Genomic DNA, 20,481 nt, shown 5'->3' with positions numbered 1-20,481 from the left:
GCGGGGATGAGGTTGAACGCCGGGCTCTTCGGCCGCCATCGCCGCCGCTCGACCGTCTGTTCGACATGACGGGGATAGCTTTGTTATCCAGGGACAAGACGGTCGCCTACGTCAACGAGCCATTTCTGCGCCTCTGGCGATCCCGCAATCAACAGGCTTTTCTTGGCCGTGCGGGCGGCGACCTTTGGAAGCACCCTGGGATTTTTGACGAGATTCTCGACAATAAGGCCCTCGCGGCGCCCTGGTCGGGAATCCTGGAAGCCCTCCTTCTCGACGGCGAAACGGGAGCTCGGTTCGTTCGCGTCGAGCCGATGCACGACGATGCCCAGGAGCCGAACGGCTATGCCCTGACCTGTCTGGACATGTCTTCCCTCGATTCCCATGCCGTGGCGAGCAAACGGGCCTTGAGCCAGATTCTTTCCATTGCCGACACGGCGATCGTCGCGACGGACGAAGGGGGGCACATTCTCCAGGCCAACGAAAGTGCCTGTACCCTGTTCGGCTATGCGGAATCCGAATTGCTGGGCCTGCCCGTCCACCTTCTCGTGCCGCCCCAGTCGCGGAAGATCCATGCCCGTTTCCTTGAGCGGTTTCTGCACTCCGACGACATGTCCATCCCCATGGGGCGCCGGGGTGCCATCGCCGGCTATCGCAAGGACGGGTCCGAATTTCCGGCGCAGGCGTCGATTTCCAAAGTTCATGGCGAGGATGGCTGGGTCCTGGTCGCGACCCTCCAAGATGTCTCGGAACGCAAGAAGATCGAGGAGGAATTGACTTGGCAGGCGACGCACGATCCCCTGACGAACCTGCCGAACAGGGCTTTGATTCGCGACCGGATATCCAATGCCCTGAGCCGCGGCCAGCGATCGACCAAATTGGTGGGGCTGCTGTTCATCGATCTCGATGGTTTCAAACTGGTCAACGATAGCCATGGCCATGACGTCGGTGACGAGTTGCTGATTGAGGCGAGCAAACGACTGATCGGCATCGTGCGGCCGGGCGACACATTGGCACGGCTTGGCGGTGACGAATTCGTCATCCTCTGCGAACAGATCGACGACGACGCCCAACTGGCCACCGTGGCCCAAAGGGTGGTCGAGGAACTGCGCAATTGCTTCCGGATCCGGGGTCAGACCCTTTACATCTCGGCCAGTGTCGGTATCGCCTTCGGCATTGGGGACGCGGTAACGCCCGAAGATCTGTTGCGCAACGCGGATGCCGCCATGTATTTGGCCAAGGACCAGGGGCGGGACAACTGGAAGATATTCAATGACGAGATTCACGAAAGGGCCAAGCGCGAATTGGCTCTCGGCAATGGGCTCAGGACCGCCCTGGAACGAGATGAGATGCGGCTTATGTACCAGCCCATCGTGGATGTCGCCTCGACGTGCATCGTCGGGGCCGAGGCGCTGATTCGCTGGTTTCCGGCCGACGGGCCGGTATCGCCCGACCGGTTTATTCCGGTGGCCGAAAAAACGGGAGCGATTTCACTGATCGGCCAATGGGTCCTGGAGGAAGCCTGTGCGGCGCAGGCCCGCTGGCAGGCGCGGGCCGGGACGGACGCGGCTCCTTATGTCTCGGTCAACGTTTCCACACGGCAGTTGGACGATACGGACCTGATCCCCCGTTTCCAAAGGACCATTGCCTCTGCCGGAACGGCATACGACCGGGTTCTGTTGGAAATCACGGAATCCTCCTTGATGCGCGATGTCGAGGCGAACCTGATAACCCTGAACGGCTTGGGAGAGCTTGGCTTGGCCATCGCGGTGGATGATTTCGGAACCGGATATTCGTCATTGAGCCAGTTGCTCCGTATGCCGGTGCACTACCTGAAGATCGACCGTGCTTTCGTCCGGGAACTGGTAGCGGAGAAGAACAGCCGGGCCATCGCCGCAGCCATTATCGGAATGGCCCATGCGCTCGATATCAAGGTCATCGCAGAGGGCGTGGAAACCGAAGCGCAACTCGGCATTCTGCGTACCATGGGGTGTGACCGGGCCCAGGGATACCTGTTCAGCAAGCCGGTTCCGGAGGACGAGTTCGTCGCTTTCCTGTTGAAAAGCTTGGTCGGGGCGACTGGATTCGAACCAGCGGCTTCCTGCTCCCAAAGCAGGCGCTCTACCAGGCTGAGCTACGCCCCGTGTGCTCCGAGGTAACACGGCGGCCGCCGCCGTACAAGCCAAGGGATCATACGGCCTTGGAGTGGCGCTTCTGGCCTTGTTCCAGGTAGGCGTCGAAGGCGGCGGCGGCCAGGCGGACGAAGGCGCGGCCGGCCGTCGTCACGGCCACCTTGCCGCCGTCCAGGATCAGCAGGCCGTCGGCGGCCAAGGGTTCCAGCTTCTTCAGGTCGGCGGCGAAGTGGTCGCGCGTGACGCCGTGGCGGGCGCAGACGGCGTCCAGGTCGAGGGCGAGGTCGCACATCAGGCGCTCGATCACGTCGGCCCGCAGGCGGTCCTCGGCGGTGAGCGCCAGGCCCTTGCGGGTGGCGAAGCGGCCTTGGGCGATGGCGTTGCCGTAGTCCTTGAGCGGCAGCGCGTTCTGCACGTAGCCCTGGGGCAATTGGCCGATGGCGGAGGCGCCCATGCCGATCAGCACCTGGCCGCGGTCGGTAGTGTAGCCCTGGAAATTGCGGTGCAGCCCGCCTTCGCCCAATGCCACCGCCAGGCTGTCGTCCGGCAAGGCGAAATGGTCGAGTCCGACCGCCCTGTATCCGAGGTCCTCCAGCCGCTCCGACGCCGCCGAAAACTGCTCCCAGCGTTCCTGGGTGCCGGGCAGGGCGGCTTCGTCGATCATCTTCTGGTGGCTCTTCATCCAGGGGACATGGGCGTAGCCGAACAGGGCGACTCGTGCCGGCTTCAGGCTGGCGGCCAGTTCCACCTCGCGCAGCACCCGCGCCGTGTCCTGCCGGGGCAGGCCGTACATCAGGTCCATGTTGACCCGTGCGATGCCGTGCTTGCGTAGCCAGTCGACCACCTGCTTCGTCATCTCGAAGGGCTGGATGCGGTTGATCGCCGCCTGGACTTCGGCATCGAAGTCCTGCACCCCGATGCTGGCCCGGTTGACCCCGGCCGCCGCCAGGGCCTTCACGTAGTCCTCGGTGGCGGTGCGGGGGTCCAGCTCGACGGCGATTTCTGCGTCGGGCGCCACGTCGAAGCGGGCGCGCAGGCGGTCGATGATCTCCAGCCAGTCGTCGCCCCGCAGCATGGTTGGGCTGCCGCCGCCCCAGTGCAGATGGCGGGCCCGGAAGCGGCCGGGCAGGGCGGCGGCCACCAGGTCGATTTCCGCCAGCAGGCTGTCCAGGTACTCGCGCACCGGTTCATAGCGCTTCACGATCTTGGTGTAGCAGCCGCAAAACCAGCACATGGAATCGCAGAACGGGATATGGAAATAGAGCGACAGGCCGGTCTCCGGGGCCAAGGTTCCCAGCCATTCCCGGTAGAGATCCCCATCCACCGCTTCGGAGAAGTGGGGCGCGGTGGGGTAGCTGGTGTAGCGGGGAACCCGCAGGTCGTACTTGGTCAGGAGATCGCCGGTCATGGTGCCCGTCCTTGGCTTCGGTGGCGCCACGTTAGCCTGGAACGTCGGGCCTGTCCAAGCGTCAGATGCGCCGGTCCCAGACGGCGATGTGGTCGAGCAGCCAATAACGGATGCCGGTGGACACCAAGTCCTTCATGTCGTCCCGCCGGCCCTCGCGGCAGAGATGGATGGCGTCCTCCAGGTCGCGCAGCATGACCCGGTGGAGCACCGTGTGCTCCTTGAGATCGGGATGCCCCATCGACCGCATGGTGTCTTCCTCGTGGGTGAAATGGGTGATGGCGGCGTTGCGCAGGGCCTGGACGCGAATACAGAGCAGCGGTTCCGGCTCTCCGTCCGCGAGAGCCGAGTGGATGCCGTTGAGCAGGCGAACCAGTTCCTCGTGCTCGGCGTCGATGGCGGTCCGGCCGATCCGGTGTTCCGGTCCAAAGGAGATCAGGTCTTCGCCTCCCCGCCGCGGCAAGTGGGCGAAGGCGTCCCAGAAGTCCTGGTCGTCGAAGAACTCGTGCTTGAAGATCAGGTCCTCGAAGAAGCGGAAAGCGTCGATCATGCCGTCGGTATGGCTGGAAGCCTGGGCGACGGCGGCGCGGATCGACCCCATGCGTTCCCGCATGGTGTCGTGGATGGGCTCGTGGGTGTCCCACTCCGCGTAGCCGGCCCCCCGCACCAGGGAACGCTCGGCGGCGAAATGATCCGAAATCTCCAGCAGCACCTCATCAAGGCGGCTGTTGAGGGCTGTCGGCGCTCCCCCCGCCTTCCAGGCATCGAACAGGTCGTTGACCTGGACGGCGATGCGCCGATGATGGGCGTCGATGGCGGCGTTGCCGGTGTTCGGGATGTGGTCGGGGTCGACGAAGCTCATGCCGGGCGCTTCAGAACAGCCGGTGCTGATAGGTGATGTGGTCCAACAGCCAGAAGCGTGCCTGGTTGACCAGGAAGGCCCCCGTGGCTTCGCAATCGCCGTCCTCGCAATGGCGGCGGGCAAGGGCCAAGTCGGCACGCAGGATGTCGATGGCTTCGCGGGCCTGCTTGGCGGGTTGGGATTCCGGCCTGCCGATCCGCGTGACCTCGGTCTCCAGGTGGGCCAGCCAGTCGTCCCGCAGGATATCGAAACGGGCCAGGACGTCATCGCAGGCGGCCCGGTCGGCGATCGCCTCGTGCACGGCGTTCAGCGCCGCCACCAATTCCGAATGCCGGGAATCGACGCCGTTCTCCCCCAAGACCAGCCGCGAATCCCAGGTCACCAAGCGCGGACCGCGCGGGGCCTCGGCATGGCGGCGGAAGGTGTCCCAGAAGTCCTGGTCGTCGAAGAATTCATGCTGGAAGATCATTTGGTCGAAGAATTCGAAGGCCTGCATCAGGCTCAGGTGACGGTGGGGGACGGCCCCGGCGTGTTCGGCCACGTCGCGCAGGCGGGACCGCAGCGCATCGTGCAGGGTTTCGTGGAACTTCCATTCCTGGTATCCGGCGCCGCGGGTGATGATCTCTTCCACCGTCAAGTGGATTTCCACGTCGCGCAAGGCTGCCGCCAGGCTCGTATCCAGCGATCCGATGCCGTCCCATCCCTTCCAGGCTTCGTAGACATGGTTCACCGCGTGGGCGATGTGACGATGGTGGGCATCGATCGCCGCGTTGCCGGTGGTGGGGATGCTGTCGGGATCGACAAAATGCATGAGATGCCTTGTTTGGGATGATTTGAAATTATGGCGTAGACGTCAATTCGATGCAAATGGGTTTCATTGGGTTCCGGCCGTCATGCCGCTCGTGAAGGGATGGCGGGGGCCGTAGTCGCCGATCGGGCTCAGGTGGCCGACCAGACCGGTGTCGGGGCGCCAGAGGAAGACCGGGCAGGCGGCCGGCTCCAGGACAAAGGTGGACTCCGCCCCGGGCCGCAGATCCAGGGACATCTGGAAGGCGATGGCCGGGGCCGTGGAAGCGACGGTGCCGCCGAAACGAGCCTCGACCGGCCGGTGGAGATGGCCGCAAAGCAGGCGCAGCACCTGGGGATGGCGGCGCAACAGGGCGTCGAAGGGCTCGGCACCCCGAAAGGGCGAGCGGTCCATGAAATGGATGCCGGTCCGGAAGGGCGGATGATGCATGAACAGCAGGGTGGGGCGATCGGGAGCCTCGGCCAACCGGTCTTCCAGCCAGGCCAGTCGGGCCGGACAGAGTTCCCCGAGGTAGGTGCCGGGCACCTGGGTGTCGAGGCCGATCAGGCGCAAGGAGTGGCCTTCGACCGTGTAATGGAGGAATTCGCCCTCGGCGGGCAGGTAGCCCAAATCGGCGAAGGCCGTCCGCATGGCTTCCCGGTCGTCGTGGTTGCCGGGGATCGCGTAGACGGGAACGCCCAGGCTCGCCAAGCCTTCCTTCACCGGGCCGTAGTCGGGGCGGCCGCTCTTGTCGATCAGGTCCCCGGTGACCAGAACCAAGTCGGGCCCTGGCGTGAGCGTCTTGATGTGATCGAGGGCGGCGGCCAGCGCCTTGGCGCCGTCCACCTTGCCCTTGATGGGGATGCCGTCGCTCCGGAAGTGGAAATCGGAAAGCTGGGCGACGATCATGCCGGCCATCCGGCAACCTCGATGCGCTGGCTGCCTAGTCCGGCCACTCCCAGGGTCATGACATCGCCGGGTTTCAGGAAGACCTGGGGATCGCGGCCCCAGCCGACGCCCGGCGGGGTCCCCGTGGTAATCACGTCGCCCGGCATCAGGGTCATGAACTGGCTCAGGTAGGACACCAGGAATCCTACGCCGAAGGCCATGGCCGAGGTATTGCCGTCCTGGCGGCGTTCGCCGTTGACGTCCAGCCACAGGGGGAGGTTCTGGGGATCGGCTACCTCGTCGCGGGTGACCAGCCAGGGCCCGAGGGGGGCGAAGCCGTCGAAGCTCTTGCCCTTGAGGAATTCCCCGCCGCGCTTTTTCTGGTATTCCCGCTCCGAGATGTCGTTCATCACCGCGTAGCCGGCCACATGGGCCAGAGCGTCCGCTTCTTCCACATAGAGGGCGCGCCGGCCGATCACGACGGCCAGTTCGACTTCGTGGTCGGTATGGGTGGAACCGCGGGGCAGCACCAGGATGTCGTGGGGACCGGCCAGGGCGGTGGTCGCCTTGGCGAAGACCAGTGGCTCCTTGGGCGGCGGGGTGCCGGTTTCGGCGCAGTGCTCGACGTAGTTCCAGCCGATGCCGAGGATCTTGCCGATGCCGGCCAGCGGCGGTCCCAGGCGTGGGGTGCCGGGAACGATGGGCAGGGTAGCGGGATCGAGGGCCGCCAGGGCGGCCAGCCGCTCGGGCGCCAGAACATCCGGGGTGACGTCGGCGACCACCGCCGACAGGTCGCGCAGGCTGCCGTCGGGGGCCAGCAAGCCCGGCCTTTCGCCGCCGGGAGGGCCGTAACGCAGGAGCTTCATGGCAACCAAGCCTTGGGGAAGGTGTCGAGACGGGGCGCCATCCAGAGGGCCGCGGCACCGATGGCAAGCCCGTAGGGGACGTTCTTGCCGTCGCCGAAGCCATGGCGCAGGACCGGTAGCCAGACCAGCAGCAGCGACCCGGGAGGGCGTCGCAGGGAGAGGGCGAACAGGGCGACGACTCCACCTAGCAGGGCAGTCAACAAGAGGTATTCGGGCAACGGCTTCCAGCCGGTCCAGAGGCCGACGGCGACCAGCAGCTTGACGTCGCCACCCCCCATCAAGCCCCGGGCGAAGACCAGGATGCCGACCAGGAGAATGCCGGCGGCGGTCGCCAGGTGATCGATGGCGATAGCCTGCCAGGGCAGGTCCGCCAGGATGGCGACGGGAAGGAAAAGAAGGGCCACCCCTACCGAGAACAGGTTCGGGATGCGCATGCTGGTGAAGTCGGACAACATCGCGGCAATCAGCGCCACCAGCGCCAGGGCCATCAGGCCCGCTTGCAGGGCGAAAGCCATGAAGAAGGTCTCCCGAAACCGGGAACGGCTTCCCCCGCTCCCGCGAGGAAAGCCGTCCCGTGTCCGTCAACCGCGCCTTCACCCCGAGGGCTACCGGCGCGCCAGCCGCCGTGATCGCCGGGAAGGCGATTACAGCTTGTTGGAGACGTTGTTGAAGGTGTTCTTCAGGCCGTTGCCGACCGTGGTGATCGCGACGAGAATGGCCACCGCGATACCGGCGGCGATAAGACCGTACTCGATCGCGGTCGCGCCGGACTCGTCCGCCCAGAGGCGGTTGGCAGCTTGCATGAGATTCCTAGTCATCGTTTGAAACTCCGATTGTAGCAGCTCCGAGGTGAAGCCCGTTCGACACTTCGCTTCAAAGCATGTCGAAACCTAGAGGCGAAGTCAACACTCAGGCCCCCCGATTGTGACGGGGGATACGGATTTTCCCGTGGGATCGCACCCGGTTGGATGGCGCACGCAGCCGCCATATCCCTATTTCCGGCCCCGGATCAGCAAGGTGGCGAGATCGCTTCGGGTGTCGGTCCAGGCTTCGACGGCGGGGTCGGCGACCGGAAGCCGCCAACGCGGGTCGGCGGCCATCGTCGATCGCCCAAAAGGCGGTTACAGCTTGTTGGAGACGTTGTTGAACGTGTTTTGCAGGCCGTTGCCGACTGTGGTGATCGCGACGAGAATGGCCACCGCGATACCGGCGGCGATAAGGCCGTACTCGATCGCGGTCGCACCGGACTCGTCTTTCCAGAGGCCCGTGGCAGCTTGGATGAGATTCCTAGCCATCGTTTGAAACTCCGATTGCAGCAGTTCCGAGGTGAAGTTCGTTCGACACTTCGCTTCGGAGCATGTCAAAACCCAGAGGCGAAGTCAACCCTATTTGCTCTCTATTGTTGCTGTTTATGCGAGTTTTGCGCTCTATTGAATGGTACCCGCAGCCGCCATATCCCTATTTCCGGCCCCGGATCAGCAAGGTGGCGAGATCGCTTCGGGTGTCGGTCCAGGCTTCGACGGCGGGGTCGGCGACCGGAAGCCGCCAACGAGGGTCGGCGGCCATCCGCCCCAGGTCGGCGTCGCGCCGGGCCAGCACCGCCCAGTTGCTTGGGGTATGGCGGCGGGCCGATTCCTCCCGGTCGGGGTTGTATTCCTGCCAGCGAACCGACAGGCCGGCATCGGCCGCCAGGGCGGCGATCAGGGGTTCCAGGTCCAGGTAGCGGTTCGACAGGTGGAAGGCCAGGACGCCCCCTTCCGCCAGGGTCCGCCAATAGACGGCCATGGCCTCGCGGGTCAGCAGGTGGACCGGGATGGCATCCGAACTGAAGGCGTCCAGGATCAGCAGGTCGAAGGCGCCCGGCGCGGATTCGGCCAGCCGTCGCCGGGCGTCCCCCGGCACCACGGCGGCATCGGGCGCGCACTGCCCGAAGAAGCTGAACAGGCGGGCGTCGCGGGCCATATCCACGACCGTGGGGTCGATCTCGTAGATGGTCCAGCGGCGGCCTTCGGCCCGATGGCAGAGCGAACTGCCGGTACCCAGCCCGACCAGCGCCACATGGCGCGCCGGCGCCAGGGCATCGAACGCCTGGCCCAGGGGGCCGCTGCGGCCGTAGTAGGCCAGCGGCTCGGACTGTCCCGCCGGGCTGCGGTCCTGGGCGCCGTGGAAGGTGGATCCGTTGGCCAGCACGTGGAAGGTGCCTGCCGCGCCGTCCGTCCGGGTGACCCGATGGATGCCGAAGAAGCTGCGGACCCTGGCCACCACCTCGTCCTGTCCGCTCTGGGCGGTCCATCCGCCCGCCATCAGGGCGGCGGTGCAGCCGGCGAACAGCAGCGGTCGCCCCGCGTTGGCATAGGCGGCGACGGCGGCCGCCAGGGCCAGGGCCAGGAAGGCAAGCGTCGAGGGATCGGAAAACCTGAGGCCGGGAAGGTCGTCGTCGGCGGCCAGGGCGAGAAGCGCAGCCAAGACAACGGGCAAGCCGCCCTGGAAGGCCCAGGACCGGACGTCGCGCGGCCAGACGCCGGGACGCAGGAAAGCCGCCAGCAGCAGCGCCAGCGGATATTCGAGAGGGCTGGAAAACAGCAGCGGCGCCGCCAAGGCGTTGAAGGCGCCGCCCAGTACGCCGCCAAAGGAAATCCAGAGGTAGAACTCGGTCAGCCGTGCCGGTGCCGGCCGCAGCCGGACCAGTTCGCCATGGCAGGCCAGGGCCACCGCGAACAGGGTCGCGAGATGAAACGGAATCGATACCGCCGGCTGGCTCGAACTCCAGAAGATCTGCATGCCGAGCAGGGGAACCAGCAAAGCCTCCAGCCGCAGGACGGCCTCGCGGGGCGGAAAGGGGCGGCGGGCGAAGGCGATGGCGAAGGTCAGGAGATAGACCGCCAGGGGAACCACCCAAAGCAGCGGCACGGCCGCGATGTCCGTCGTGATATGGGTGGTGACCCCCAGCAACTGGCTGGACGGTGCCAGGGCGAGCAGCACCCAGCGCAGGCGGGGCAGCGGTCCCGGCGGCTGGGTGGCGGGGGGGGCGGGAACGGGGCCGGCGCGGGTGACCAGCGCCGCCGCCCCCATCAACGGGATCAAAAGGACGTAGCCGGCCGTCCAGGCGACCGCCTGGGTGGGCAGGTCGAGCCAGGGCTCGATCAGGAACGGATAGGCCAGCAGCGCCGAAAAACTACCCAGGTTGCTGGCGGCGTACAGGAAATAGGGGTTTTCCGCTTCTCCTTGCGGGCTGCCCGCCAGCCATCGCTGCACCAGGGGCGCCGTCGCCGACAGCGCCAGGAACGGCAGGCCGACCGCGGCGGCCAACAGGGCCAGGACCGGCAGGATGGGGTTGGCGGACGCCGCGGGAATCCAGTCCGTATGCAGGATCGGCGGCAAGACCGTCAGCCCAGCCAGCAGCAGGGCGCCGTGCACCAAGTACTGACGGCGCCCGTCGCCGACGGCCTGGGCCAGCCGATGCGCGTAGGCGTAGCCGGCCAGCAGGGCGGCCTGGAAGAAGACCATGGAGGTGTTCCACACCGCCGGCGCGCCGCCCAGGTGGGGCAGGAGCAGCTTGGCGATCAGCGGCTGGATCGCGAACAACAGAAAAGCGCCCAGGAACGAGGTCAGGGTCAGAAGGACGATCACGGCGATGGCGCTCCCGGGATTGCGGGAGCGCCACTATACCAAGGCTCTATTGGCTGAGATGGATTTTTTTCAGCTCGGCCGCGATGGCCCGGAAGGCCCGGCTGAGCTGCGCGTTGGTGGGCGAATTGTAGTACTTGTCGGTGGTCGAGGCGCAGGCCTGCATGATGCCCTGGATGGTCGCCGTCGTGGTGCCGAAGGTGATGGTGTAGACGGTGATGCCGGCCGCCTTGATGTTGGAACAGACTTCCGCCAGGCGGTTGTCCAACTGGGTCTCCGCCGCGGCGCGGAACGACGTCCCCAGCCGGCCCTGCCAGGCATAGCCGTAGCCGGTGTATTGCGAATTGAGCCCCACGCCTTCCGGGTTGTGGTTGGCCGGGGGCGCGGCGCCGTCCAGGGTGACGGTGTTGGTGTTGCAACTCCCCCAGGTTGGCGGCATGAGGTTGTTGTCGCCGTCGGTCAGGATGATCATCACCTTCTTCCAGCCGCTGGTTCCTTCCACCACGCCTTCGGTGAAGGGCGGGGCCGACGACAGCACGCGCCATCCCCAGACCGCGCCGATGTTGACCATGGTGCCGTTGCCCATCCAGGGTTCCATGTTGTCGAGGGCGGTAATCAAGGTCGCCTTGGCGTTAGTCAGGGGGACGATGGGGTCCGGGCAGGCCTGATTGGGGCCCTCGGTGTTAATGGGCGTGGTGTCCACCGTGGTCGTCCATTCGTTGTTGCAGGTCCCGGAACTGGCTTCCTTCGGCCAATAGTAGGTAGGCCATAGGCCGCCCGCCCCCGTCGTGGTGTCGAGCACGTCGTGGGGATAGGTCCTTTCTTCGATGCAGCCCTTCCAGGTGTCCGGCGCGTAGTTGTGGGTGTTGTTGACGTAGGCGGCGTTCCCCGTGCCGATGTTGACCGTGGTCACGAAGGGCACGAGGCCGATCTTCAGGTTGGTGGGGGCTGTCTGGTTACCGAACAGGGTACTGACCAGTTCCTTCGACGAGGTCCGCAACTGCCCGATCTTGCCGCCGCTGTTCATCGAGCCGGTATTGTCGAGCACCAGCGCGACCTCCAGCCCCGTCTGCTTGCGGGTGATCTGGGACGTGGCGTGGACGGTGACCGAATTGATCCCGACCAGTTGGGCGAAGGCCATGGGGACGGTGGCCTGGGCGGTGACCGTGATGACTTCCCCGTTGACGGAATAGGAAGGAGTCGCCGTGGTGCCCAGGTTGGTCACCGGATAGTTGGCGGTGAAAATGGTCTGCAGCACGGTCTGCAGGTTCTGGCCCGTATCCATGGCCGCCGCCAGGGCCAGGCCGGCCGCGTCGGCCGCCTGGTTGAGCCGCTGTTCGACCAGATAGGCCCGTCCCATGTCGACGGCCAGTCCGGTGGCGATGCCGAGCGGAATGAGCGCCAGGGCGAAGATGATGCCGACCACGCCATCCTCGGCGCGCCAAAGATGCGGGGCCCGGCCATTCGACGTTGCTGCGGGACGGCGGGTGGGGGCGGAGTTCTTCATGGCGAACCTCTAGTACTTACCCACGTATGATAAAGTGCGCGGGCGAGCGTAGGTGGTTTCCGATAAAGTAAAATTGGCGGTAAGAATATTCTTCAGTATAGGCGTGTAAGTGTATGAGGAAGTAACGATGATCACACTCTCCCCGGCTTGGCCCTTGCCGGTGGCCTTGGTGGTCGGGTTGGAGACGCTGCCGCTGTTGTAATTTGCCGTCCAGGCCAGGGATGGGGCCCCGGTGGTGGCGTCGTAGGTGACGCTGGCCACGCCGATCTTCAGGGCGCTGTCGGGGAAGGGGGTCATGATCTGGCGGGCGGCGTAGAGGATGTCGTCCACCTCGGCGGCGGACAGGTCGGTTCCCTGGCCGATCAGGTCGGCGACCGCGTGGGAAGATTCGACGACCCGCCGTTCCGCCATCAGGAAGTAAGACAGTTCCATGATGCCGGCCAGCAGGGTAATCATCACCGGAGCGATCAGGGCGAATTCGATGGCGGCGGCGCCGCGCCGGTCACCGGCAAGATGGACGAGGATACGACGGGCGGTCATTGGTAGGGCTCGTTGCGGAAGATGGTCAGCGAGGTCAACTGCCGCTGGTTGGCGGCGTCGCCGAAGAAGTAGCCGATCATCGGGGTGAAGAAGGTCCACTTGTAGATCACCCGGATGGCCGTGATGGCCTTGGCGCCCCCCACGTTGAACTGGGTGATCGGATTGCCTTGCGCATCCAGTTGGATGGGGACCGACACCGACGAGAAGCTGCCGAATGTCCGCACGTCCAGCGAGATGTTGGCGCAGCTGTAGACGTACTGCAAATTGTTGCACAGCGCCGCCTGGAAGGTGGAAAAGGTGTTGCCCGACAATTGGGCCTGGCCGGTCCGGATCCGGCGCCCGGCCTCGTGCACGGCGCCGTCGACCACGGTGGTGGTGAAGAACAGCATCGCCATCTCGATGATGCCGATCAGCAGATAGGCGAAAACCGGCAGGATGAGGGCGAATTCCACCGCCGTGGCGCCGCGCTCGTCTCGTGCCGTGCGGCGCAGGAACCGAAACCATCGATCATTCGGGGTCGGTACGGAGCGGCGTGGCATGGGCTTGGCCTTTTCCCGGGGCGGGCGAGTCCGGCCCGCCTTCGTCGTGGCGCCCCCATGCCCTTCTGGCAATAGCACGGGGATGCGAGTTCGCGAAAGCCACTCCTTGAGTATGTTCCACTCTTTCCTGGGGGGGGCGTGACACTTGTCACTGTTCGTCATAGGCCATCAGCCATATTATTTTGGTCATAGATATGGCATGGAAGGTCCTATGACTTGGCCAGTACCCCTTAAGCGGTTCCGCCACGACGAGTCTGGTGCGATAGCGATTCTATTCGCCTTGCTCATGCCGGTCGTCCTAGGCGCCGTCGGGTTCGGAGTGGAAGTCGGCAGTTGGTACGCGGCGCGACGGGAGCTTCAGTCGGCCGTGGATGCCGCCGCGGTCGCCGCGGCGATCGAGAAGTACAATGGCAGCAGCACTTCCACCATCACTTCGGAAGCGACCACGGAAGCCCAGCGCAACGGGTTCACGACGTCGGGCGGCGGAACCATCGTGGTCAACATCCCGCCCACCAGCGGCTCCTATACGGGGGACAGCCTGGCGGTCGAAGTTCGCCTTACCAAGCCCATCCAGACGCTCTTCCTGCGCTATCTCGTGCAGTCCACAAGCGTCACCGCGTCCACCCGGGCGGTAGCGAAGATGCAGATGCAGGCCGGAAACGGCTGCGTGGTTGCGTTGAACTCTTCGGCTTCCGGGGCTTTCCGCATTACAGGCACCGTTACCGTCTCGCTCCTCAACTGCGATGTCGTAACGAATTCCTCCAGTTCCACGTCGCTGATCGCCACTGGTGGTACGCTGGTGACGGCCGATTGTGTTCGGACTGTGGGGGCAACTGCAGACGAGGCGCATTTCAGCACGACGTCCTGCGGCGGCGTTCAGGAGGGCGCAAGAAAATACGCCGATCCCTACGAGGATAGAAGTGTTCCCGCATTTACGGGATGCGACCACAATAACTTGAGCATCAATTCCTCCGGAACCAACAATCTGTCTCCGGGGACATACTGCGGTGGAATTACCGCGTCTGGGAATAATTCGATAAATCTATCTCCAGGTACATATGTGATGTACGACGGAGCATTCAATGTATCTGGGAGTGGAACAATATCAGGTAATGGTGTATCAATAATACTTATGGGGAGCAGTGCCTCTAACGTTGGTAATATTGATTTTACTGGCACGAGAACAGTAAACATGAGCGCCCCAACGTCCGGGGCATATTCTGGTATGTTGTTCTATCAAAGCGAGGCCGCGAGTTCGAGCGGCACCAACCGCATCACTGGCGGTACGAATTTCAACATTACCGGTGCCGTCTATACGCCGAAGCGTAAGATCGATTATTCCGGGAACTCGGGTGGTGGAACCAGTTGCGTTCAGTTGATCGGAGATACTGTCGAGTTTACGGGAACATCGGGCGCCAACAGCAGCAACTGCGGATCGGCAGGCGTGACCCTTGCTGGTGCGAATTTGTCGACTCTGGTGGAGTAGGGGCTGCTTCATGGGCATAATTCGTCGATGGGTTGGGAACGAACGGGGCGCTTCGGCCGTCGAGTTCGCTCTGCTGGCCCCGACGCTGCTCGTGGTCGCGATGGGAGTGATCGACCTGGGGCTCGGCATGTTCCACAAGATGGAATTGGCCGGTGCGGCGCGGGCCGGTGCCCAATACGCGATCCTCAAGGGGTACAGTTCCAGCACCATCCAGACGGTCGTGCAGGGATCGACCAACCTGACCGGCATCACGGTCGTCAGCAGCCGCTCCTGCGAGTGCTCCAACGGCAGCACGCCTTCCGGAACGGCTCCCAGTTGCACATGCAGCGGATCGGGAGTCACGGTGCAGAAGTTCATTTCCGTGACCGCTTCCTACAGCTATACGCCGATCTTCGCCTACTTCAAGCCGACCTACAGCTTGGCCGAGACCGTCACGGTGCGAGAGGAATAGGGATGGGATGGTCGCTTCTCCGGGCCGTCGGGCGATGTCGGAAGGGGGCAACGGCGCTCGAATTCGCGCTGGTCGCGCCGGTCTTCCTCGCCATGGTTTTCGGCATCTTCGAGGTGGGGCGCGCGATGTGGATAAAAAGCGTCCTGCAATACGCCTTGGAGGAGACGACCCGCTACGCCATCGTCAATACCTCGGCTTCCATGGCGACGCTGCAGACATATGCCAAGTCGAAGATGGCGGAGTCCTTCGTCGACAGCGGCGCGGTCACGGTGCCCTTGCCCGCCACATCGATCGTCGCCGGCGTAACCTACGTCTCGATCACGGCCAGCTACAGCTTCAATTCGGTGATACCGATCGCCGGGATTCCCACCATCAACCTGCAGGCAAAATCCATGGTGCCGCTGTCATGATCCGTCCTGGCTTCGGACCAGGGTGAAGAAGCGTTCCATGGCCTTGGGGACACGGGTCAGGGGAACCAGGAAGCGCAGGCCCATTTCCTGGCCTCGGATCCACATGATTTCGGCCCGGCGCAGGTCTTCGAACTTGTTGACCTTCAGGTCGACGGAGGTGCCGGCGACCAGGGGAGTCCGGTCGTCGACCCGGACCCTGGCGCCGCTTGCCGAAATGTCGCGGATCAGGCAGTCCCAGGCTCCGAGCCCTTCGGCGAAGATGCGGCCGCCGAACAGGGCCTTGCGGCGGGGGGCGACGCGGTTGTCGGTGGCGGCGGGCGGGTCGGAGGTCACGGCGCCTACATCCTCGTGGTCTGGATGATGGCGGGGCCCAGCACCACGACGAACAGCACAGGCAGGAAGAAGACGATCATCGGCACCGTGAGCTTGGCCGGCAGCGATGCTGCCTTCTTTTCCGCGGTCGACATGCGGTCGTGGCGCTTTTCCTGGGACAGCACGCGGAGCGCGACGCCGACCGGAGTGCCGTAGCGCTCGGTCTGGATCAAGGTGGTGGACAGGGACTTGACGGCCGGCAGGCCGGTGCGGTCGGCGAAGTTCTGGTAGGCCCGCGAGCGGTCGCCCAAAAAGGCCAGTTCGGCGCTGGTCAGTCCGATTTCCTGGGCCAGGATGGGCGAGGCCTCGGCGATTTCGCGGGTCACGCGGTCGAAGGCGCCTTCGATGGACAGGCCGGCCTCGACGCAGATGACCATCAGGTCCAGGGCATCGGGAAAGGCCCGGCCCATTTCCTGCTGGCGCTTCTGGGTCACGTTGGAAACCAGGATCTTCGGCATATTAAAGCCGACGAATCCCCCAAGCACCCAGATGCCCATCTTGAGCGCGATGCCCGTATCGCCGCTATCCATCAAAGACAGCAGCACCATGGCGATGGGAATGCCGGCGAAGATGCCGGCGATGCGCGCCACCGCGTAGGTCGGTAGGGCCGAACGGCTGCGGAAGCCGCCTTGGGCCAGGAAGATCTTGGTCTTGTCCTGGGTCAGGGCTCCTTCCAGCCGCAGCTTGCGGGACACCTGCTGGATCACTTCCATCACCGCCTGCTGGCGCGGCTTGCGCTGCTTGCCGGCTTGGGAATAGTTGTCGAGAAGCTGCCGGCTCAGTTCGCCGCGCCGTCGGGTGACTACGGATTCGATGCGCTGGGCGCGCTTGCGGCCCTTCAGGAAAGGCAGGGCGAAGGACGCCACGGCCAGCACCGCCAGGACGGCGGAACCGAGCAGAATCAACTGGGTCTGGTCCAGGTTGCCCATTCACACCTCGAAATTAATCATCTTGGCCATCACCAGGACGCCGATGGCCATCCAGGCCAGGCCGCCGCCTATCAGGATGTGCCCGATGGGATCGTTGAACAAGACCGACAGATAGGACCAGTTGACCAGGGCCAGGATGCCGCCCACCAGAAAGGGCAGACTGCCGATAATCATGGCCGACGACTTGGCCTCGCTGGACAGCGCCTGGACCTTGTCCCGCAGTTTCTTGCGCTCGCGGATCACCGCCGAGAGATTGGAAAGCGTTTCCGCCAGGTTGCCGCCGGTCTGCTTTTGGATCTGCAGCACGATGGCGAAGAAGTTATACTCGGAGGTGGGGATCCGTTCCAGGCCCCGGCGCATCAGGTCCTCCAGCGTCAGGCCCAGCTTCTGGCCCTCGATAATCATGCGGAACTCGGTGGATACGGGGTCCTGGAACTCGCGGGCGATGACATTGAAGCATTCGGAAACGGGCAGGCCGGAGCGGATGCCGCGGACCACCACGTCGATGGCGTCGGCGAACTGCTGGGTGAAGCGCTTCTGGCGCTGGTGGGCGAGGTAGCCGAGTACCCAGCGCGGCAGTCCAAAACCGCCGATCAGGGCCGCGAGCGCCGCGCCTTCCACCGGCAGGCCGGTGAGAAAATAGAAGATCGGCAGGAAGACCGCGCCGATGCCGCAGGCGATGAAATAGGCCGAAGCCGGAACTTCCAGTCCGGCCTGCAACAGGCTGAGGCGCACCTGGTCGACGAAGCCCTTCTTGCCGCCCTTCTGTTCCAACTGCTTGATTTTTTCCTGGATGCGCTTCTGGCGACGGGTCTCTGCCTTCTCCGAGCCCTCGCGGCCGTCCCCCAGCACCCCGATGGCGGCCAGGCGCCGACGCAACAAAATGCGCGGCCGAACCACGTAAGTGGTCAGCACGATTCCCAAGCCGATCATGACCATCCCGATCACCGAACCGACGATGACCTTGATGATGAAATCGTCGAGGGAGGGGCCCATGGGCTAGAGCGCTCCCATGCCCAGGGCTTCGGCCAATTGGCGGTCCAGGCCGAAATAGCGCGCCTTGTCCCAGAAGACGGGGCGCAGCCCGGTGGGGCGGTGGCGGCCGATCAGCTTGCCGTGCTCGTCTTCCCCCTGGAACTCGAAGACGAACAGGTCTTGCAGGATGACCACTTCGCCTTCCATGCCCACCACCTCGGTGATGTGGGTGATCTTGCGCGAGCCGTCGCGCAGGCGTTGCGCCTGGACGATGACGTCCAGCGCCGCGGCGATCTGTTCGCGTACCGCCTTGGCGGGCAGGTTGAAGCCGCCGGTGGCGATCATGTTTTCCATGCGCGAGATGGCCTCGCGCGGGTTGTTGGCGTGCACCGTGCCCATGGACCCGTCGTGGCCGGTGTTCATCGCCTGAAGGAGGTCGAAGGATTCGGCGCCGCGCACCTCGCCGACGATGATCCGTTCCGGGCGCATGCGCAGGCAATTCTTCACCAGGTCGCGCATGGTGATCTCGCCCATGCCTTCCAGGTTGGGCGGGCGGGTTTCCAGGCGGACCACGTGCGGCTGCTGCAGTTGCAGTTCGGCGGCGTCCTCGCAGGTGATGATGCGCTCGCCGGGGTCGATGTAGCGGGTCAGGCAGTTGAGCAGCGTCGTCTTGCCCGAGCCCGTGCCGCCCGATACCAGGATGTTGCAGCGGCTGGCCGCCGCGACCTTCAGCACGGTGGCGCCTTCGGGAGTGATGCTCTTGAAGTTGACCAAGTTCTCGAGGGTGAGCTTTTCCTTCTTGAACTTACGGATGGTGAGGGCCGCGCCGTCGATGGATAGCGGCGGGGCGATCACGTTGACGCGGGAACCGTCGAGCAGGCGGGCGTCGCAGATGGGGCTGGATTCGTCGACGCGCCGGCCGACCGCGGTGACGATGCGCTGGCAGATGTTCATCAACTGCGCCGCGTCGCGGAACTTCACGTCGGTGAGTTCGATCTTGCCCCCGGTCTCGATGTAGACCTTGTGGGGGCCGTTGACCATGATGTCGGCGATGTCGTCGCGGGCGATCAGGGGTTCCAGGGGGCCAAGGCCCAGGATGTCGTTGCAGATATCGGCGACCACCTGCTGCTGGTCCTGGACGCTGAGCACCAAGCTGCGCATGCTGATGATCTCGGCGACCATGTCGCTGATTTCCTCGCGCACCTGTTCGGGCTTCATCTTGGACAGCTCGCCCAGGTCGACCGCCTCCAGAAGGTCGTTGAATACGGTGACCTTGATTTCCGCCAGGCGCTCCACGTCCGAGGCTTGGCGGGCCTGGGTTCCCGCCGCGGGCGGGGGAGGAGGCGGAGCTTTCGGGGGGGGCGGAGACGCCGATGCCGGTCGGGAAGCGTCTTCCGCGGGCGGAGGCGCCGGCGGGGGAGCGGCCTCCGGCGCCGGGGGGGCGAAGGGCTTCTTCGGGGCGGGGATGTCCGCGTTTCCCTTGCGTCCGAACATGGCGCTCGACTACTTCTTCTTGAACAGGGAGAACTTCTTCTTTTCCTTTTCGGCCGCTGCGTCGACGCGGGCGCTGACCATCTTGGCCAGTTCGTTGATGGCGAGGGCGGCCTTGCTCTTGGCTGCGCCCTTGAAGATCAGTTCGCCGTTGTTGAGCGCGCCGCTGAAGGCGCCGGGATCTGCCGGAATCTGCAAGGCCGGGGTCAGGGCCAGGGCATCCCGGAATTCCTTCTCCGAGAGTTCGGCCCGCTTGGCCTCGCCGATCTTGTTGAGTACCACCCGGGTGGGCGACTCGCCGCGGTTGGGGCCCAGGAATTCGATGATGTTCTTGGCGTCGCGCAAGGAAGCCAGATCGGGCTCGGCGACGATCACCAGATCTTCGACCTCGACGATCAAGTCGCGCAGCCAGGGCTCCCAGACATGGGGCAGATCGAGGACCACGAAGCCGGCCATGCGGCGGACGAACTTCAGGAGTACCGCCAAGCCCTCGGATGTCACGTTGACGCCGGAGGTCAGGGTCGACGGGGCGGGAAGGACGCTGACCTTGTTCTCGCTGGGCTCGTAAGGCACCAGGTAGCGTTCGAGCAGCATCTCGTCCAGGCGGCTGAGCTGTCCTAGCACGTCGGCGACCGACTGTCGCGCCAACACGTTGAACACCAAGCCGGCGGTGCCGTATGGGAGGTCAAGGTCGAGGACGATGACCTGCTCGTGATAGAGCTTGGACAGGGCGAAGGCCGTATGGTGTGCCAGAACGCTGCTGCCCACGCCGCCCCGCGCCGGCAGGAACGCGATCAGGCGGGCGTTCTTGGCGGCGTCGGCTTCGGTGAAGTTGTCCTGGAAGGACTGCCGGAGCATGTCGGTGGTCACCGGGGCCAGGAAGTAGTCGCTCACGCCCTCGCGGATCAGGGTTCGATAAAGGTGGATGTCGTTGTCGTGGCCGATGACGAAGACCCGGGTCTTCGGGGCGCAGACCTCGGCCAGGCGGGCCAGTTCGGCCAGCAGCGCCTCGCCGCGCGCCTCGGTCTCGACGATCAGGACGGGCGGCGTTTCATGGTCGCCCAGGTAACTACAGGCGGCGTTCAGTCCGCCTTGCTGAAGGACGATGTCGCTGCGCAGGAACAGGCGATCCTCCCGCAAGGACTCGAAAGCCTCCGTGCTTTGCGGGGAAATCAGGAAGGCGCCGATGGTCGTTCGCAGGATCACGGGGCGGTCAC

The 20,481-nt window shown here is 64.7% G+C and carries 22 protein-coding genes and 1 tRNA gene; 3 read left to right on the top strand and 20 right to left on the bottom strand.

The window, feature by feature from the left end; translation table 11 throughout:
- Positions 1-83 precede the first annotated feature (83 nt).
- The 15 genes from H7841_11785 to H7841_11715 all read right to left on the bottom strand — a co-directional run bounded on the left by H7841_11785 (position 84) and on the right by H7841_11715 (position 13,150).
- Positions 84-1,283 (bottom strand): hypothetical protein, encoded by a 1,200-nt coding sequence (locus H7841_11785; GenBank protein ID MEO5337558.1) that lies wholly within the window; start codon positions 1,281-1,283, stop codon positions 84-86.
- 510 nt (positions 1,284-1,793) lie between these two features.
- On the bottom strand, positions 1,794-1,964 hold the full coding sequence (locus H7841_11780) for a hypothetical protein (GenBank protein MEO5337557.1): 171 nt from the start codon (positions 1,962-1,964) through the stop codon (positions 1,794-1,796).
- A 100-nt stretch (positions 1,965-2,064) separates the two neighbouring features.
- Positions 2,065-2,141, bottom strand: a tRNA-Pro gene (locus H7841_11775).
- 46 nt (positions 2,142-2,187) lie between these two features.
- Positions 2,188-3,537 carry an oxygen-independent coproporphyrinogen III oxidase gene (hemN, locus tag H7841_11770; GenBank protein ID MEO5337556.1) on the bottom strand — a complete coding sequence of 450 codons (1,350 nt, stop codon included), beginning with the start codon at positions 3,535-3,537 and terminating at the stop codon, positions 2,188-2,190.
- 61 nt (positions 3,538-3,598) lie between these two features.
- Complete coding sequence (locus H7841_11765; GenBank protein MEO5337555.1) at positions 3,599-4,396, bottom strand: hemerythrin domain-containing protein; 798 nt, start codon at positions 4,394-4,396, stop codon at positions 3,599-3,601.
- Between the two features lie 10 nt (positions 4,397-4,406).
- Positions 4,407-5,207, bottom strand: coding sequence for a hypothetical protein (locus H7841_11760; GenBank protein MEO5337554.1), 801 nt, complete (start codon positions 5,205-5,207; stop codon positions 4,407-4,409).
- 63 nt (positions 5,208-5,270) lie between these two features.
- A complete protein-coding gene (locus H7841_11755; protein MEO5337553.1) occupies positions 5,271-6,101 on the bottom strand; it encodes a phosphodiesterase in 831 nt (276 codons plus the stop codon).
- Positions 6,089-6,937, bottom strand: coding sequence for a fumarylacetoacetate hydrolase family protein (locus H7841_11750; GenBank protein ID MEO5337552.1), 849 nt, complete (start codon positions 6,935-6,937; stop codon positions 6,089-6,091). The genes H7841_11755 and H7841_11750 overlap by 13 nt, the downstream gene beginning before the upstream one ends.
- Complete coding sequence (locus H7841_11745; protein ID MEO5337551.1) at positions 6,934-7,452, bottom strand: prepilin peptidase; 519 nt, start codon at positions 7,450-7,452, stop codon at positions 6,934-6,936. Before H7841_11745 ends, H7841_11750 begins: the two co-directional genes overlap by 4 nt.
- A gap of 129 nt (positions 7,453-7,581) precedes the next feature.
- Entirely contained in the window at positions 7,582-7,755 is a 174-nt protein-coding gene (locus H7841_11740) for a Flp family type IVb pilin (GenBank protein ID MEO5337550.1), read from the bottom strand.
- Between the two features lie 303 nt (positions 7,756-8,058).
- A complete protein-coding gene (locus H7841_11735; protein MEO5337549.1) occupies positions 8,059-8,232 on the bottom strand; it encodes a Flp family type IVb pilin in 174 nt (57 codons plus the stop codon).
- A gap of 163 nt (positions 8,233-8,395) precedes the next feature.
- Positions 8,396-10,567 (bottom strand): fused MFS/spermidine synthase, encoded by a 2,172-nt coding sequence (locus H7841_11730; GenBank protein ID MEO5337548.1) that lies wholly within the window; start codon positions 10,565-10,567, stop codon positions 8,396-8,398.
- A 46-nt stretch (positions 10,568-10,613) separates the two neighbouring features.
- Positions 10,614-12,071, bottom strand: a complete 1,458-nt coding sequence (locus tag H7841_11725) for a pilus assembly protein (GenBank protein MEO5337547.1) — start codon at positions 12,069-12,071, stop codon at positions 10,614-10,616.
- Positions 12,072-12,080: 9 nt separating this feature from the next.
- Complete coding sequence (locus H7841_11720; GenBank protein MEO5337546.1) at positions 12,081-12,611, bottom strand: pilus assembly protein; 531 nt, start codon at positions 12,609-12,611, stop codon at positions 12,081-12,083.
- A complete protein-coding gene (locus H7841_11715) occupies positions 12,608-13,150 on the bottom strand; it encodes a pilus assembly protein (protein ID MEO5337545.1) in 543 nt (180 codons plus the stop codon). Before H7841_11715 ends, H7841_11720 begins: the two co-directional genes overlap by 4 nt.
- A 145-nt stretch (positions 13,151-13,295) precedes the next feature.
- Here H7841_11715 and H7841_11710 point away from each other — a divergent pair, with 145 nt between their 5' ends.
- Genes H7841_11710 through H7841_11700 form a run of 3 tightly spaced genes read left to right on the top strand, consistent with a single transcriptional unit; the run spans position 13,296 to position 15,497 of the window.
- Entirely contained in the window at positions 13,296-14,636 is a 1,341-nt protein-coding gene (locus H7841_11710; GenBank protein ID MEO5337544.1) for a pilus assembly protein, read from the top strand.
- Positions 14,637-14,646: 10 nt separating this feature from the next.
- Complete coding sequence (locus tag H7841_11705) at positions 14,647-15,087, top strand: pilus assembly protein (GenBank protein MEO5337543.1); 441 nt, start codon at positions 14,647-14,649, stop codon at positions 15,085-15,087.
- Between the two features lie 2 nt (positions 15,088-15,089).
- Positions 15,090-15,497, top strand: a complete 408-nt coding sequence (locus tag H7841_11700; protein ID MEO5337542.1) for a pilus assembly protein — start codon at positions 15,090-15,092, stop codon at positions 15,495-15,497.
- Here H7841_11700 and H7841_11695 read toward each other — a convergent pair.
- Genes H7841_11695 through H7841_11675 form a run of 5 tightly spaced genes read right to left on the bottom strand, consistent with a single transcriptional unit; the run spans position 15,492 to position 20,470 of the window.
- A complete protein-coding gene (locus tag H7841_11695; protein MEO5337541.1) occupies positions 15,492-15,830 on the bottom strand; it encodes a PilZ domain-containing protein in 339 nt (112 codons plus the stop codon). The two genes, H7841_11700 and H7841_11695, sit on opposite strands and share 6 nt — an antisense overlap.
- Positions 15,831-15,835: 5 nt before the next feature.
- Positions 15,836-16,798 carry a type II secretion system F family protein gene (locus H7841_11690; GenBank protein MEO5337540.1) on the bottom strand — a complete coding sequence of 321 codons (963 nt, stop codon included), beginning with the start codon at positions 16,796-16,798 and terminating at the stop codon, positions 15,836-15,838.
- A complete protein-coding gene (locus tag H7841_11685; protein MEO5337539.1) occupies positions 16,799-17,794 on the bottom strand; it encodes a type II secretion system F family protein in 996 nt (331 codons plus the stop codon).
- A 3-nt stretch (positions 17,795-17,797) separates the two neighbouring features.
- Positions 17,798-19,267: a CpaF family protein gene (locus H7841_11680; GenBank protein MEO5337538.1), complete on the bottom strand. Its 1,470-nt coding sequence runs from the start codon at positions 19,265-19,267 to the stop codon at positions 17,798-17,800.
- Between the two features lie 9 nt (positions 19,268-19,276).
- The gene (locus tag H7841_11675; GenBank protein ID MEO5337537.1) at positions 19,277-20,470 is read right to left on the bottom strand and encodes a pilus assembly protein CpaF; all 1,194 of its coding nucleotides are present in this window, start codon (positions 20,468-20,470) and stop codon (positions 19,277-19,279) included.
- Positions 20,471-20,481: the final 11 nt, after the last annotated feature.

The sequence above is a fragment of the Magnetospirillum sp. WYHS-4 genome (assembly GCA_039908345.1).
GTDB lineage: Bacteria > Pseudomonadota > Alphaproteobacteria > Rhodospirillales > GLO-3 > JAMOBD01.
The sequence above is the reverse complement of the archived record's forward strand: the minus strand, read 5'-3'. Positions and strand labels throughout refer to the sequence as shown.